This window comes from Rhizorhabdus sp. P4_G6 (assembly GCF_056401045.1).
Genome location: NZ_JBFUKC010000034.1, coordinates 1 through 15,368, shown reverse-complemented (window position 1 = coordinate 15,368; position 15,368 = coordinate 1). Strand labels below are relative to the sequence as shown.

The 15,368-nt window shown below is 62.3% G+C and carries 14 protein-coding genes; 11 read left to right on the top strand and 3 right to left on the bottom strand.

What is annotated here, in order from left to right:
• From AC1DPF_RS18240 to AC1DPF_RS18230, 3 genes are all read left to right on the top strand, one after another.
• Window positions 1–529 (top strand): cytochrome P450 (locus tag AC1DPF_RS18240; RefSeq protein WP_477962780.1); only part of this gene is annotated, 529 nt, incomplete at its 5' end.
• Window positions 530–553: 24 nt separating this feature from the next.
• Complete coding sequence (locus tag AC1DPF_RS18235; protein WP_477873123.1) at window positions 554–1,576, top strand: NAD(P)H-dependent flavin oxidoreductase; 1,023 nt, start codon at window positions 554–556, stop codon at window positions 1,574–1,576.
• Window positions 1,577–1,587: 11 nt separating this feature from the next.
• Window positions 1,588–2,358 (top strand): SDR family NAD(P)-dependent oxidoreductase, encoded by a 771-nt coding sequence (locus AC1DPF_RS18230; protein ID WP_477962777.1) that lies wholly within the window; start codon window positions 1,588–1,590, stop codon window positions 2,356–2,358.
• Window positions 2,359–2,404: 46 nt separating this feature from the next.
• On the opposite strand, the gene AC1DPF_RS18225 is transcribed toward AC1DPF_RS18230, so the two are convergent.
• Genes AC1DPF_RS18225 through AC1DPF_RS18215 form a run of 3 tightly spaced genes read right to left on the bottom strand, consistent with a single transcriptional unit; the run spans window position 2,405 to window position 6,721 of the window.
• Window positions 2,405–3,214 carry an enoyl-CoA hydratase/isomerase family protein gene (locus AC1DPF_RS18225; protein ID WP_477962775.1) on the bottom strand — a complete coding sequence of 270 codons (810 nt, stop codon included), beginning with the start codon at window positions 3,212–3,214 and terminating at the stop codon, window positions 2,405–2,407.
• A 25-nt stretch (window positions 3,215–3,239) separates the two neighbouring features.
• Window positions 3,240–4,988 carry an FAD-binding protein gene (locus tag AC1DPF_RS18220; protein ID WP_477962773.1) on the bottom strand — a complete coding sequence of 583 codons (1,749 nt, stop codon included), beginning with the start codon at window positions 4,986–4,988 and terminating at the stop codon, window positions 3,240–3,242.
• A complete protein-coding gene (locus tag AC1DPF_RS18215; protein ID WP_477962771.1) occupies window positions 4,985–6,721 on the bottom strand; it encodes an N-acyl-D-amino-acid deacylase family protein in 1,737 nt (578 codons plus the stop codon). Before AC1DPF_RS18215 ends, AC1DPF_RS18220 begins: the two co-directional genes overlap by 4 nt.
• A 330-nt stretch (window positions 6,722–7,051) precedes the next feature.
• Here AC1DPF_RS18215 and AC1DPF_RS18210 point away from each other — a divergent pair, with 330 nt between their 5' ends.
• The 8 genes from AC1DPF_RS18210 to AC1DPF_RS18175 all read left to right on the top strand — a co-directional run bounded on the left by AC1DPF_RS18210 (window position 7,052) and on the right by AC1DPF_RS18175 (window position 15,219).
• Window positions 7,052–7,825, top strand: a complete 774-nt coding sequence (locus AC1DPF_RS18210; protein WP_477873113.1) for an SDR family NAD(P)-dependent oxidoreductase — start codon at window positions 7,052–7,054, stop codon at window positions 7,823–7,825.
• A 160-nt stretch (window positions 7,826–7,985) separates the two neighbouring features.
• Window positions 7,986–8,864 carry a helix-turn-helix transcriptional regulator gene (locus AC1DPF_RS18205; RefSeq protein WP_477873111.1) on the top strand — a complete coding sequence of 293 codons (879 nt, stop codon included), beginning with the start codon at window positions 7,986–7,988 and terminating at the stop codon, window positions 8,862–8,864.
• A gap of 340 nt (window positions 8,865–9,204) precedes the next feature.
• Window positions 9,205–10,134 (top strand): cupin domain-containing protein, encoded by a 930-nt coding sequence (locus tag AC1DPF_RS18200; protein ID WP_477962769.1) that lies wholly within the window; start codon window positions 9,205–9,207, stop codon window positions 10,132–10,134.
• A gap of 22 nt (window positions 10,135–10,156) precedes the next feature.
• A complete protein-coding gene (locus tag AC1DPF_RS18195; RefSeq protein ID WP_477873107.1) occupies window positions 10,157–10,534 on the top strand; it encodes a hypothetical protein in 378 nt (125 codons plus the stop codon).
• Between the two features lie 21 nt (window positions 10,535–10,555).
• Entirely contained in the window at window positions 10,556–11,353 is a 798-nt protein-coding gene (locus tag AC1DPF_RS18190) for a transketolase (RefSeq protein WP_477873105.1), read from the top strand.
• A 57-nt stretch (window positions 11,354–11,410) separates the two neighbouring features.
• Entirely contained in the window at window positions 11,411–13,666 is a 2,256-nt protein-coding gene (locus AC1DPF_RS18185; protein WP_477962767.1) for a molybdopterin-containing oxidoreductase family protein, read from the top strand.
• A 16-nt stretch (window positions 13,667–13,682) separates the two neighbouring features.
• Window positions 13,683–14,447, top strand: a complete 765-nt coding sequence (locus AC1DPF_RS18180; protein ID WP_477873101.1) for a cytochrome b/b6 domain-containing protein — start codon at window positions 13,683–13,685, stop codon at window positions 14,445–14,447.
• Window position 14,448: 1 nt separating this feature from the next.
• A complete protein-coding gene (locus AC1DPF_RS18175; RefSeq protein WP_477873099.1) occupies window positions 14,449–15,219 on the top strand; it encodes a molybdopterin-dependent oxidoreductase in 771 nt (256 codons plus the stop codon).
• The last annotated feature ends 149 nt before the right edge of the window (window positions 15,220–15,368 follow it).

The following is a 15,368-nucleotide window of genomic DNA, read 5'->3' as shown; positions in this document are numbered from 1 at the left end:
CCGCATGGACGAGATCCAGAGCATGGTGCTCATCATCTTCGGCGGTGGCTTCGACACCGCGCAGGCGCTGATGGGGCGCATCAGCGTGTTCCTGGGCCACAACCCCGAGTATCTGCACGACCTGAACGAGAACCGACACCTGATCGATAATGCGATTGAGGAGTTCCTGCGGGTCTTCCCGCCGACCCAGGGTAATTCACGGTGCGCGGTAAAGCCCGTAACGATCGCCGGACAGCATATCGAGGCCGGCGAACATGTCTTCATGTCATGGGCGGCGGCGAACCGCGACCCTGCCGAATACGACGATCCACACAAGATCGATTTTCGCCGCGAGTTAATCCGCCACTATTCCTTCGGGATGGGGCCACATCGCTGCCTCGGCTCACACTTGGCCCGGCTTGAGGTCAAGGCGTTCCTCGAAGCTCTTCTGGATAAGGCGCCCGACTTCCGCCTGGTGGAAAGCGAGATCGAGCTCGCCGACGATATCGGTACCGTCGCGGGTTACAACAAGGTTGGGATCATCCTGTGATCCCTCGCATCGGGGGAATATGGAATGGCCAGGAAGGATAACGCGTTGCGGAATGATGGCGCGAAATCGGCGGCGGGCCTGGCGCTGCCCCTGATTTGCGCACCGATGTTCTTCATCAGCGGCGTCGATCTCATGATCGCCTGCCGGACCGCAGGCATCGTTGGTGGCCTGCCGCGGCATAATTTCCGTGATTTCCAAAGCTTCAAGGCGGCGATCCGGGAGATCAATGACGCGACCGAGCGGTTCCGCGATGCCCATCCTGGCCGCCCGATCGGGCCGCTCGCGATCAACATCTCGACGGCACTCGACGAAGTGGAGATGCGCGAGAACCTGGCCTTCTGTCATGAACAGGGCGTCAGTATCTTTATCAGCGCCACCGGCAATCCCACCGAGTTGATCCAGCGCGTCCATGATCAGGGGGGCAAGATATTGTGCGACGCGACCGCGATCCGTTTTGCCGAAAAGGCGATTGAGGCCGGGGCCGACGGGATCAACGCAATCGGCGCGGGCGGCGGCGGCCATTCGGGCACGCTGTCCCATCTCGCGCTGGTATCGCGGATCCGCGCCATGTTCGATGGCATCGTCACGATGGCCGGGGGCCTGACCGACGGCGCATCGATCCGCGCCGCGCTGGCTCTGGGCGCCGACATGGCTTATATGGGCACGCGCTTCATCGCTACCCGCGAGGCCGCGGCGGACGACGCCTATAAGCAGATGATCGTCGACGGCGGTTCGAAAGATCTGATTTTCACCAACGGCCTCGGCGGCGCGCCCGCCAACTGGCTTCGTGCATCGCTTGCGCAGCACGGGCTCGATCCCGACAACCTGCCCCCGCCGCCGGACGGCAAGTTCAATCACAAGTCGGACTATTCGCATCTGCCCGAAGGCGCCCGGCCATGGGCGACGATCTGGAGCGCCGGACAGGGCATCGACTTGATCCACGACATCCCGTCGGTACACGATCTCGTCGCGCGGCTGACCCGCGAATATTTCGACATTGCGCCCGAGGCGTCGGACGCCAGGGTCGAAAGCCTGTTGCATGGCTGAGAGCGCATGACATGACGAAGGACGTGGCGATCGTCACCGGGGGCGGCAGCGGCATCGGCGCTGCCGTGGTCCGGCGCCTGACGTCGGACGGCTGGCAGGTCGCGGCCGTGGGCAGGCGCACGGACCGGCTAGAAGAGATTGCGCGTGAAACGGGTTGTCTTGCCATCGCCGGCGACGTCGCCACGCCGGGCGTCGGCGCCACTATCGTCGCCCGCACGTTGGAGCACTTCGGGCGGATCGGTGGGCTGGTCTGCAACGCCGGCATATTCGAATATGCTGCGGTGGAAGCACTGGACGCCAATACATGGCGCAGGACCCTCGACGTCAATTTGGAAGCTGTCCTCTGGCTCGTTCAGGCGGCCCTGCCCGCGCTGCGCGAGGCTCGGGGAGGCGTCGTGGCAATATCGTCGCTTGGCGCTCAGCGCGCCACGGCGGGCTATGCGGCCTATGTCACCTCCAAGGCCGCGCTGACCGCCCTCGTCCGGACGATAGCGGTCGAGGAGGCGTCCAGCGGAATTCGCGCTAATGTCGTTCTGCCCGGCTGGACGAGGACCGAAATGGCGGATGCCGGGATGCGCCAGCTTGCCGATCGCTTCGGCGGCATCGAGGGTGCCTACGATCATGCGACTCGCCTTGTTCCCCTGAAACGGCCTGGGCGACCCGAGGAACTTGCGGCCGTTGTTGCCTTTCTGCTGTCTCGCGAATCCTCCTACATTACCGCCACGTCCATCCCCGTGGACGGCGGGCTGCACGCGATCGACGCATCGCAGGATTTCGGCTGAAGCTCGCTGCGTCCGGCGCGCCGGAAAGGGACGGAGGCCTGGACCGTCACGCCCCCTTGAAGCTTGCGGGGCGCTTTTCGACGAACGCCGCCAGGGCCTCCTTATAATCCGACGTCATTGATGCCAGGATCTGGGTCGCGTTCTCGGCGTTGAGCGCGGTTTGCCGGCTGGCATCGAGATTGTCCCACATCAGCCGCTTCGTATAGGCGACGCCGAACGGACTGTTCGCGACGATCTGCCTCGCGATCTCCAGTGCCCTCGCCTCGCATTGGTCGTCGTCGACGATGTCGGCCGCGAGCCCGATCAGATCGGCTTCCTGTGCGGGGATCGTACGCCCGGTGAGCATGATCTCGAACGCGCGCGACGCGCCGATCAGTTGCGGCAGCAGATAGCTGATCCCGCTTTCGCCGCCGAGCAGTCCCAGGCGGATCGAGCCAATCACAAATTTCGCGGATCGGGACACGACGCGGATGTCGGCCCCCAGCGCCAATGCCATGCCGACGCCCGCGGCGGGGCCGTTCACAGCCGCGATCACGGCTTGCGGCAATCCGATCAGTCGCTGCACCATGCCCGAATAGCGTTCCTGCCAGAGCATTCGCTCGACGACCCCGTTGCCGGAACCGTCGCCGCGCGTCTTCGCTACGCCGACATCCTGGCCCGCGCAGAAACCGCGTCCCACTCCGGTCAGTACCACGGCCCGCACCGACGTGGTCTGGGCGATCGCATCGAGCCGCTCGTTCAGAAGCGCGACGCTTTCGCGTGTCAGGGCATTAAGGGTAGCGGGGCTGTTCAGCCGCAGGATGGCGATCCCATCATCGCGATCTTCGAACAGGATGGCGTCGGGGGTAGTGTTCATGGCATCGTCATCCATATCCCGCTGTTCAGTCCTGGCGCGCGGCCGCCGCGATAGCCGCAGCGGCGCGGCGTCCCGACCAGACGCAATCGGCGAGCGACAGTCCGCTCACATAATTGTTGACCGGCAGCCCGACCGCACTTCGTCCCGCCGCGAACAGCCCTTCGACCTTTCCGCCCGCCGCGTCCAGCACATTGCCGCTGGATTCCTCGACGCGCAGGCCTCCCGTGCTGATCGCGGACAACGGGCTGACCGGCATTTCATGGGCGAGGCTGACGGCATAATAAGGGCCGGCTGCGAAGGCCTGACGGCAGTCGTCGCTTTTCCCAAGGGAATCGACCGCGCCGGTCGCCGCATCGTCGCTGTACGACCGGATCGCCTCCCGCATGGGTGCGCAAGGCACTCCCATCGCCGCCGCCAACGCCTCGATGCTGTCTGCCGACAGCGCCCTGCTTTTCGCCAGGTTGACCGGGAATTTTTGAAAGTCGAACAGTCTGCCCGCATCGACTTCGGCAAAGGCCGACGCCCAGATCGCCGCGTCGCAGACCAGCCACGCCCGTCCGCCCGAAGCCTCGCACATCGCGCGGGCGATATGGGCGCCATAAAGTTCCTCATTCACCAGCCGGGTTCCCGCCGCGCCGATGATCACGCCCTTCGTCCAGTCAAACGGTGGATTGATGAATCGCCACGCTGATACACGGTCGAGATGGTCGGCCGCGCCCCCGGCCGACACGCCCAGGCGGATACCCGCGCCGTCGTCGCCGAAGCTGCCGATCGGCATCGTCCGTGCATAGTCCGGCGCGAAGCGGTCGATCATCGCGCGGTTCCGTATATAGCCGCCCGCTGCGATCACGACGCCTGATCGGCCCCGGAAACGACGCCGCCTGCCGAATACCTCCAGGGTGCGGAACAGCGCGGCGAACGGCCGGTGGCCGCCAACGACCTGCAAGGTCAGCTTGTTGGCCATGCGCTCCGCCCAGCGATGCAGGGCAGCGGCTGGCCCGCGCAACGACGACATCTCCACGCCAATGACGCGCTCTTGCTCGGTCACCAGCCGCACGGCCCTGGCCTGGCGCAGGACGGTGATGCGGGGACAATCCCGAACCGCCTCCTTCATCGCCGCCATCAGATACCAGCCGCAATCTCCACCCTCGGAGAATCCACCGTGCGGCTTGACGCCTTCTAGCTGGCGCGCGCCGGGGACCAGCTCTGGATTCTTGACCCGATGCCCCCGCTCGGCGGGCGGATGCGCTCCGCGATAAGCGGGCGCCTCACCGTTGTCGGAAAAATAGAGATAGAATTCATCGGTCGGATAGGATGTTTTCTTCGGCGCGCGCGGCCCGCTGAAATGCACGTTATGGCGTTCGAGAAACGCCAGCGAATCGCAGCTGTCCTCGGCAAAACGCCGCACCGTTTCGTCGGAAACGAAGCCCCCGACTTCTCGCCGCAGATAATCGGCCATCGCGGCGGGCGAGTCCTCGACGCCAAAGGCTTTCTGGACGTGCGTGCCGCCCCCGGCATAGACGATACCGCCGCTCATCTGGCTGGAGCCGCCGCCGTCGAACCGATCAACCAGCAGGACATCCTGTCCCTGGTCCGCGGCTTCCAGGGCCGCACTGGCGCCGGCAAGGCCAAAACCGATTACGATCACGTCATGATCGCCATGCCAGCGCGTAACTCGATCGGTGGCGAGACTCGGCCGAATTTCCGACGACGCGCCGTCGCGCAAGGAGATGAAGGCCGCCTGGTCGGGCATCGGTTCCGGCCGATCGGTCATCGGCGCGCGCTCCTGTCCACGCCGGTCGCGACGGTGCGATCCGCCGGACCCAGGAAACGGCCGTGCAGGCCGCTGAGGTAGCGGCCGTCCCGCTGGACGATCTTGCCGCCGATCAGCGTGTAGCGGATGCCGCCCGGCGGACGGCGGAAGCGCGCATGACCGTTAGGGAGGTCGGTTACCTTGATCTCCGGAGCCCAATGCAGCGCATCGAGATCGAACACGAACAGATCGGCGATCTTACCTGTCCGGATGATACCGCGATCGGCGAGCCCGATGAGCTGGGCGAGGTCACCGGTCATCCGCGCGATCGCTTCCTCGATCGTCATCGCCTTGCGATCGCGCACATATTCGGCAAGCACGCAGGTGCTGTCCCCGGCGCCGTCGAACATGCCGACATGTGCTCCCGCATCGCTGGCCCCGATCACATTCTCGGGCGCTGCGAGAAGTTCGGCCACTGCTTCCGGATCGGTGTTGGTGTAGCGGTGGACGAATTCCGCCTCGAGATCATTCTCGATCACCCAGTCGGCGATTATGTCGGCCGGATGGCCCTGCCGGGCGTCGAGGATGATGTCGAAGGTTTTGCCGAGGTAAGGTTCGTTGGCGGGTGTCCCCACCTTGATGATGCGCAGCGACCTCTCGGCGCCGTTGCTCGGGAAACCACCCTTCATATTATCCCAGTCGAAGCGCGCACGCACGCGCCATTCGGGATCAGCGAGCATCGACAGCTTCTCTTCGCGCGACAGCGATGGCTGAACCATCTCGTTGAAAGCCGGCACATAGATGAACAACATGCTCTGCTTGAAGCTGACCAACAGCTCGATCGAGCGCGGAGAGACCATGTGGTAGAACGGGATTCCAGCGTGCTGCATGTCGCGGCCGGCTTCCAGCAGCGCCGCCGCTTGGGCGGGATCGTCGGCGCGCTGATAAATGCCGTTCGACACCACCGGCACGTTGTCCCGGCCCGCATGCTCTCCGAAGCGGCGGAGGTCGCGGATCCAGGTCTCGGTGTCGCTCAGATCGGCAATGACCTGCACCAGCCCGCCGTGCGAGGCGACGGCCTCGAACAGGCCGCCCAGCTCCGCATCGTCGGCATGGAAGCTCGGCACCGGATCGCCTGCGGGTGACCGATCGAACCGCGAGGTCGAGATGCCGAAAGCCCCCGAAGCCATCGCGGCCTCGGCGGTCGTGGCGATGGCGCGGGCCTGATCGGGCGAGGCCGGGTCGCTCCAGGCCTTGCCGCCCATTTCATATTGGCGCAGCAGCGAATGGCTCACCAGGGCCGCGATGTTCACGCCCCATCGGCGATCGCGCATCGTCGCGGCATATTGCGGAAAGCTTACCCAGTTCCAGGGAATTTCCGAAGCGAAGAGGTCTCGGGGCAGATCCTCGATATAACTGAACAGCGCACCGAGCATGTCTACGTCGGCCGCGCGTACCGGGGCGAGGCCCAGGCTGCAATTGCCGATCAATATCGTCGTGACGCCGTGCAGGGAGATGGGATCGGCTCGGGGATCCCAGAACAGCGCCGCATCATAATGGGTGTGGATATCGATGATGCCCGGCGCGACATGGCATCCGGTCGCGTCAATCTCCTCGCATCCCGTCGTGTCGAGATCGGGCCCGATCTCGACGATCCTGTCGCCCTGAATCCTGATATCCGCCTTGAAGGGGGGCTTGCCCGTCCCATCGACGATGGTCCCGCCGCGCACGACCAGAGCGACATCCGACAACATCCTTTTCAATCTCCAGTTCAGACGGCGTCCGCGCGGATGATTCTCTCACGCCGTCCTGCTGGGCCGCGCGACGGGGCCTTGCATTCGCTCGCCATCGATACAGCTATTGGCTGGTACAGCACGGCTCACAAGCGCGGATTGCTGTTTCGAACCGGACATCCTTTAGCGCGATGTGGACCGATCGATGCAAATGCATGGAGATGCCTTATGGAGCATAAGCACATGAAGCATGCCCATGATCACCCGCCTTCGACCGACGTCGATGCGACGGTCGATATGGAAAGACATGCGCGCCGGCGGCGATGCGCGACACCATATTGAGGGGATGTGATGGGCCTGACGAGAACGATGAACGGCAAGGTTGTCGTCGTGACCGGCGCAACGCTCGGTATCGGTAGGGCAACGGCCCTGATGCTGGCCGAGGAGCGGGCCGACATCGTCCTGATCGCGCGCAACGCCGAGCGGTTGCACGCGCTCCGCGACGAGATAGGCGCGATGGACGTTTCCGTGGAAGCCTGTTCGGTTGATGTCACCGATGCGGAGGCGCTCGACGCGGCGATTACCCGCGTCGCCGAAAGCAAAGGGCGGCTGGACGGCCTGGTCAACAATGCGTCCTCCTATACCTATGGCCCCGTAGCAGACGCCAGCAACGAGCAATGGCGGGAAGCCTTTCGAGGAGGGGCCGAGGCCGTATTTGTGGGGACGCGCGCAGCGATGCGGATCATGGCGCGGCAGGGCAGCGGATCGATCGTCAACATCTCCTCCACCAACGGACTAAGGGCCATGCCGGGAATGGCGACGTATTCAGCCAGCAAGGCGGCGATCATCCATTTGAGCGCGGTCGCAGCCATGGAGGGCGCGCCGTCGGGCGTCAGGGTCAACGCGATCGCCCCGGGGCTGGTCGAGACGCCCCATGCCGCCGAATTCTTCGATACCGATCCGGCGCTGAAGCTTTCGGCCGAAAGCAAGATCCCGATGCTGCGCGCCGCGCGCGCCGAGGAGATCGCCGCGCCGATCCTGTTTCTCCTGTCGGATGCGGCTGCTTACGTCACGGGCACATGCCTGAACGTCGATGGAGGCAAAGCGGTGCAGCTTTTCGCATGATTTGCCGAACGGACCCCGTCTTTACAGATGTTCTAACCTGGCGCATCGTTCATCTGAGAAAACAAAATCGTAAATCTGGTTGGAGAGTCGTCATGCCTTCGGTCCGATATATGCTTCATCGCGACTTCGTTAGGCGCAGCCCTATTGCGGGACGCTGACGATGGAATGCGCGGATTTCAAGACAGAGGCGAAGCAGTGCTTCGGCGGCGGCGAACTAGAGATACGCAACTATACTTGGGCCGAGCCGGTCGAGCATGTCTATTGCGATCCCTATCCCACCATGGCGCTCATGATCAAGCCGCCTCCCACTCCTTCGAAGATCCGAATCAAGAGGGGGCAGCAATATAGCGATGAATTGACGGCTGGCGGCATCGTCTTCCGTCCGGCCAATCTCACGCTTCACTGCATGAACCCGGGCGGCAGTTTCCGTATTCTCGCGTGCCAGTTCGATCTCGAAGAGGTTTTCCGTCGGATAGGAGAAGAATTCCGCGAACTGGCAGAGGCCCCGCCGGATGTCGACATCCACAATGGCCGTATAGCCAGTGCCCTGCATCGGGTGCTGATTGAGATAAAGGCCCCGAGTTTTGGATCGAACGTCCTCGTGGAAGCGCTGATGACAACGGTTCTCGTCGAACTGATGCGCTTCGATCGCGTGACACATGAGCAAGGTAGCGTGCTCGCGTCATGGCAACTCCGACGCATCGACGAAATGCTCCACGACTACAATGGCCTCCCTACGGTCACGATGATCGCCGACGAACTGGGCATGTCCGGCCGCCACCTTAACCGGCTGTTTTCAGCGGCGACGGGCGTTACCCTCTCGCGCCATATCGCGCGAAATCAGTTCAACTCAGCATGTGCGCTGCTTGGCTCGACGGAAATGCCGCTCAAGCAAATCGCGTATAAGGTAGGTTTTTCGTCGCACAGCAGCTTTTCCGCCGCCTTCGTACGGGAGGCCGGTATGAGCCCAAGCGAGTTCCGTCGAGCACAGAGAGGTATCTCATCCATTCCCGGCCGCGACGCGGTTTGCCATCATTGACGGCCCACGTCCGACCTTGCCCGCGTAGCGCAGTCGCCCATCCTCATCGACGCCAAGGATAAGCGCGGAACGCGCACTCTTGTCCGAAGGGGTCCACCTCGATTGAAGTAGCGCAAGGGACCGGCAGGCGCCGCTTCCCTGGCTGCCTACTTCGCGACAGCTTTCTCGAAGCCACGGCGGCCGCGGGGCCGACCTCGACTGGGCCGCGCTGGACTTCGTCGCCCGCCGGGCCCGACGGGCCTTTCGTCCAATAATCAAGTTGGTTATCCTAACGGCCTTCGACTTGGCATGCTTAGGTCAAGTAGCAAGGTCAATTCCTGCAACTCCGCAATGGGAGGAAATGGTGAGCGATCTCTCGACATCGACCGTCTTGGGCGACACTGGGGAATATTTCCTGGCTCGCCAGGAAAGCCATCGCGGCGGCGTCTTTCCCGTCCATGCGCACGATCATTTCGAAGCGCTGCTGATCCTGTCGGGCCGCCGGGTGCAGCATCATGGCAGTCTGGAGATCGAAGCCAATTCCGGCAGCCTGATCTTTACCCCGCCAGGGTTGCGCCATGGCGCAACCATCGTCGGGCACACCGCCAGCCTCTCCGTCCAGTTCAACCTGAAATTCCTGCATCCCGAATTGCCGGCAGATGCCCAGCGCCTGTGGTCGCACCCGAGCACGCTGAGCGCAGCGCCCGAACTTCTTCCCTTCTTGGGGCAGAAGCAGATGCGCTACGAATGCGATCCCTGCCTGACGGAGAAGCTCCAGAGGATCTGGACCTCGCTGATCGAACGCAACGGCTCGCAAAGCCTGGGCTCGGAGCAATATGCGCGCGCGCAGCTGTCCATCCTGCTGCTGGAGGTGTTGGAAGCATTTGAGAGCGAGATCATCGAGGTGGTCGAGATGGAGCAGCATGAGGGCGCTTCGGACAAGATTGACGAATTGCGCCAGTTCATCGAGGCCAATCTTGCCGAGCACCTGTCGATCCACGAAGCGGCCCGTCACCTCGCAATCTCTACAAGCTGCCTGGCAGCCCGCATCAAGCGGGTGACCGGGCAGACATTCGGCGAGCTTCTGCTCAAGGCGCGGCTGCAGCATGCGCGCGAGCTGTTGATCTATACCGACAGGCGCGTCTCCCAGGTGGCGTTCGAATGCGGGTTCGAAGACCATGCCTATTTCTCTCGGCGGTTCCGGCAGGATCTGGGCGTGTCGCCGCTCGAATTTCGGCGCCGGCAGCTAATGGAGATCGATTTGTCGGCGATCGGCGCCCAGCGTCATTGATTGGAGAGCGGGTGGAAGTGCCATGCCGATAGTCGATCTGTTCGCGAAGGTGCTCCTCGCAGGCATGTCCCTCTGGTCGGGGTCGATCAACAAGCCTGCCAATTTCGCTGCGATCACGGTCGTGCTGAAGGAAAAGGGAAGGGCGATGCCCGGCATCGCGCTCGCTTTGGCGATCCTGCTGGAAATCGGCGGAGCGGTCGTGATCATCCGGGCGGGCTTTCTGCCGCCCATGGTCATCCATATCGCAGCCGGCCTGCTCATCGCCCATTCGCTTCTGACAGCGGTCATGTTTCACAGTTTCCGGTGCCCGAAAGGGCCCGCGCGGGACCATGGCCTGGCCGGCTTCCCCAAGACCGTCGGTCTTCGCGGCGGCTTTCTGCCGGTCGCTATAGATGTTTGAATATTGCAAGGAGGATGGGGCATGACACAGCCCACCAACACCGAAGACCTCGCCCGGCGGATTCGCGTCAACGCCGTCAACATGGTCGATATCCAGGGCTTCGGCTATCTGGGCCAGGCGCTCGGCACGGCCGAGATCATGGCGGTGATCTTCGGCGAGAGATATTGGCGCCAGGGCGTGGACCGCTTCGTGCTGTCGCCGGGGCACTATGCCATCACCTTCTACGCCGTCGCGGCGGAGATCGGCCTTATCCCGCGCGAGGCGCTCGCGGACTATGGCAAGGACGAAGCGCTTCTGGAAGCGATCAGCACGGAGCGTACACCGGTTGTCGACATCACCTGCGGCTCGCTGGCCCAAGGGCTTTCGGGCGGCATCGGCCTGGCGCTTGCCCAGCGGTTCGCCGGCGACGGCGGGCGGACGATCGCGCTGATCAGCGACGGCGAGATGGAGGAAGGCCAGACCTGGGAAGCGGCGATGTTCGCCGCCCATCACAAGGTCGGCAACCTGATCGCGGTGATGGACGTCAACAATTCCCAGGTCGACGGTCCGGTCACCTTCGTCACGACGGTTGAACCGATCGCTGACAAATGGCGTGCCTTCGGCTGGAACGTCATCGAATGCGACGGTCATGACGTGGACGCGCTCCGGCAGGGCATGGATGATGCGCTGGCATCGGACCGGCCGACCGTGATTCTGGCGAAGACCGACATACTGGGCGGGCTCACATCCTTCCCGCCGACCGTCGATGGGCATTTCATCAAGCTCACCCCCGAATTGACCCGAGACGTCCTCGAAGAACTGTCCGCCGAGCCGGCATGACAGGGAACTAACGCTACTCTGGGCTATCTGATTGAAGCAGATCGCCGCTCTGATTTTTTGTTTATCGCGATTTTCCTGGCCAGCAATCTCGCCCGATCGCTTGGAAATCGCCCTGGGAGACTGACCGTGCGGACAGTGCCGTCCTTTTGCAGAACTTGTACAGCGGGCTGCGGCACAAAGCTGACAGTCGATGATCAGGAGCGGATCATCAGCATCCGCGGTGATCACGACAATGCGATGAGCAACGGTTATGCCTGTTTCAAAGGCTTGCAGAGCCACGAAGCGCAATACAGTCCTGATCGCCTGCTCCATCCTTTGAAGCGTCAGCCCGATGGGACATTCGAGCGCATCTCCATTGAGCAGGCGTTGGATGAGATTGCCGAGAAGATGCGGCATATCATGGACCGGGACGGACCCGAAGCGCTAGGCCTGTTCATCGGCAACGGAGCAAACTTCAACTCTGCCGCCTTCTCGATCCATACGCCATTCATGCAGGCCTTGGGGTCTCGGCACTTCTATACGACGAACACGATAGATCAGTCCGCGAAGATGGTGTCCTATGAGCGCATGGGATTCTGGGCGGCGGGCCAGCAGCGCGTCGATACCGCGGATGTCGTGATGGTGTTCGGGGGCAATCCCGTGCTCTCGCACGCCTCGCTCAATTTCTTGATGTCGGATCCGGTCCGCAAGATAAAAGCGGCGAAAGCCAGGGGGATGAAACTGATCGTCATCGATCCCCGGCTTTCGGAAACCGCTCGTTACGCGGATATCCATCTTCAGGCGATTCCGGGCCAGGACGCGGCAATCGCCGCAGGTCTTATTCGCATCATATTGGAGGAAGGATGGGAGGACCGCGAGTTCTGCGATCAGTTCGTCGGTCCGGAGAGAATGGCCGCGCTGCGCGAGGCGGTCTCCCCATTCGAACCTGACATGGTGACGCGCCGAGCCGGATTGAAGGAGGGCCAGCTGCGCGCGGCCGCCAAGATGTTCGCGCATGACTCGCGACGTGGACCGGCTACGACYGGCACCGGCAACAACTTTGGACCGCACTCGAATGTTGCGCAGCATCTGGTAGATTGCTTGAACGTCGTATGCGGTCGCTATCTTCGGGAGGGTGACCGCACGCTTGTCGAAATGCTCAGTCCGGAGAGGCCGATCTATCCCGAGGTGATCCCAGCGAGTCGCACGTGGGAAAAGCTCCCGCCGGGTCGCATCCGCGGGATGGGCACACTTCTCAACAGGGAGGAGATGACCGGTGCGCTTCCGGACGAGATCCTCACCCCGGGCAAGGGGCAAATCCGTGGGCTGCTGATCCAGGGTGGCAATCCGGTCATCGCGATTCCGGGTCAGAAGCGCATGGTTGAAGCGATGGAGGCGCTGGAATTGTCGGTGCTTATCGATCCGTTCATGACGCAGACTGCCCGATATTGCGACTATATATTACCCCCGACGATGCCCTATGAACGTGCGGATTTGCCGCTGACAATTCCCACCGTAGTCTTCACAGACATAAACTGGATACAATATACACCGCCGGTTGTTTCGCCCCCCGCCGGGTCTGAACTGATCGAGGACTGGCAGCTATATACGGGTCTTGCAAAAAGGCTCGGGTTGCAGATTCAATATAATCACACGACCTATCTGGATTTGGATACGGTTACCACCGACGATCTGCTCAGCATTCGCGCTGCGGATGGCCGCGTATCGCTGGACGAGATGAAAAAATATCCCAGCGGCCATTCATTCGAATTCCCGTCAGCCTATGTGGCTCCCCCTCGACCGGAAGGCACGGCCAAGTTCGATGTGATGCCTGATGACGTGAGGGCCGAACTGGAAGAAGCTCTCCGATATGAGATCGCGCCTGGCAACATCGTCAGCCACGGCAAGAAATTCAGCTATCTGGTTAGCAGTCGTCGAATGCGGCATGTATTCAACAGCGTCGGCACGATCGGCATGCCGAGCATTCGTGCAAAATCGAAGTTTAATCCTGCCTTTATTCATCCCGACGACATGACTGCTCTGAGTTTAGAGAATGGCGATCATATTGAACTCGAATCTGATGTCGGCAGGATCACGGCGATCGCCGAGGCAGATGAGACGATGCGGCCTGGGGTGATATCCATCGCGCATGGCTGGGGTATGGTCCCGGGCGAGGAGATGGATGAAGATGGGGGCGTTTGCGTCGGAGCCCTCATGGCGGCCGATCAGGACTATCAGCACATAAACGCCATGCCGCGGATGACCGCTATTCCGGTGAATATCCGACCTCTGAATAGCAGGATGGCCAAGTATGAATTAGCGGAATCACATTGAGGCCTCAGGAGGTTGGATGACAGGGGCGAGCGAAGCCGAAGCGAATATCGGGTCGCGTGGCCACCGATTATGGGTGCGGCTGACACACTGGCTGATCGCCGGCGCGGTTCTCGTGCTGATCTATACCGGCGTCACCATTCTGATGGCGCATCCGCGGTTCTATTGGGGCAATGCCGGAAACGATCTCATCCAGCCCCTGTTCGAGGTTCCGCTCGGCCCGAACTATCATAATATCAGCTTTGCTCCCGGAAGGCCGTTCTTCGCCTCGCCCGACAGCCCGGTGACCGCCAACCTGCTGGTGGAGCCATGGAATCAGAACTCCTGGGCGCGCAGCCTGCATTTCCTCGCCGCGTGGTGTTTTTTGGCCGGGCTGCTCGCCTATCTGACCTTCGCCTTCGCCTCCGGCCACGCCCGCCGCGTCTTGTGGCCGCGGCGGGACGAACTTAGGCGTAAGAACGTATGGCAGGACGTCCAGGCGCATCTACGTCTCCCCATGCCCGCCGCCGAGCCCGGTCCACCCTACGCCATCCTGCAGAAGCTCGCTTATACGCTGGTGGTGTTCCTCGCCCTGCCGCTGATGTTCCTAACCGGGATCTCCATGTCGCCCGCGATCACGGCGGATTATCCGATCTTGCTCGCCATTTTTGGCGGCGCGCAGTCGGCGCGCACGATCCACTTCTTCACCTTTACGTTCCTTGCGATCTTCCTGCTCATCCACATCGCGATGATCCTTCTAACCGGCCCGCTGCGGCAGTTGCGCGGGATGATTTTGGGGAACTGACATGACCGACAGGCCCCTCCAACTCTCGCGCCGCGCACTTATCGGAGGCCTCGCCTCCAGCGGTGGCCTGTTGCTCTCCGGCTGCAGCGATCAGCAGCCGCCGACCTATGGCAACATTCTGAGGATGGGAGACAATCTGACATACAACGCGCAGCGCCTCCTGCTCTCGCGCACCGCATTGGTGGCCGAATACGATCGCTCGCAGATTAGTTCGATGCCGGCGATCGGCACGATCGACCCTTCGCGGTCGGATGTGGGTCTCCACGATCCGCAAGGCGGTGAAGCCTACGCGGCGCTTCGGAAAGGCGATTTCGCCGACTGGCGGCTCAAAGTCGAAGGCAGCGTGAACAATCCGAAGAGTTTTTCACTTGCCGAACTTAAGCAAATGCAATCGCGCACCCAGATCACCAGGCACACATGCGAGCAAGGCTGGACCGCGATCGCAGAATGGACCGGCGTGCCGCTGCGTACGGTGCTCGCCGCGGCAGGTGTCCGCCCCTCTGGGCGCTTCGTCCAGTTCCATACTTTCGACCTGATGGCGGACGGGATCGACATGGTCGATGCGCTTCATCCGCAAACGATCCTCGCCTACGGGATGAACGGGCGCGAACTGCCCATCGGCCACGGCGCACCGCTGCGCCTGAGGGTCGAGCGGCAGATCGGCTACAAGAGCTTGAAATTCCTGCGACGGATAGTCGTCACCGATAAGTTCGACGACCTGGGTCGCGCGGGACCGATCCGGAACGGCTGGGCGTGGTACAATGGCATTTAACAGGGGTTCCTCACAGCCCAGATGCCGTAATGGGCCGGCGTCTCAAGATTCCAAAGCAGTTCAAGCGATCAAGCCGTCAATCCTAACAGCTGAGAGCCTCTCTACTCTAATGCTGTTTACCCGCGTGTCAGGTGCGGCTCGCCTTTGAC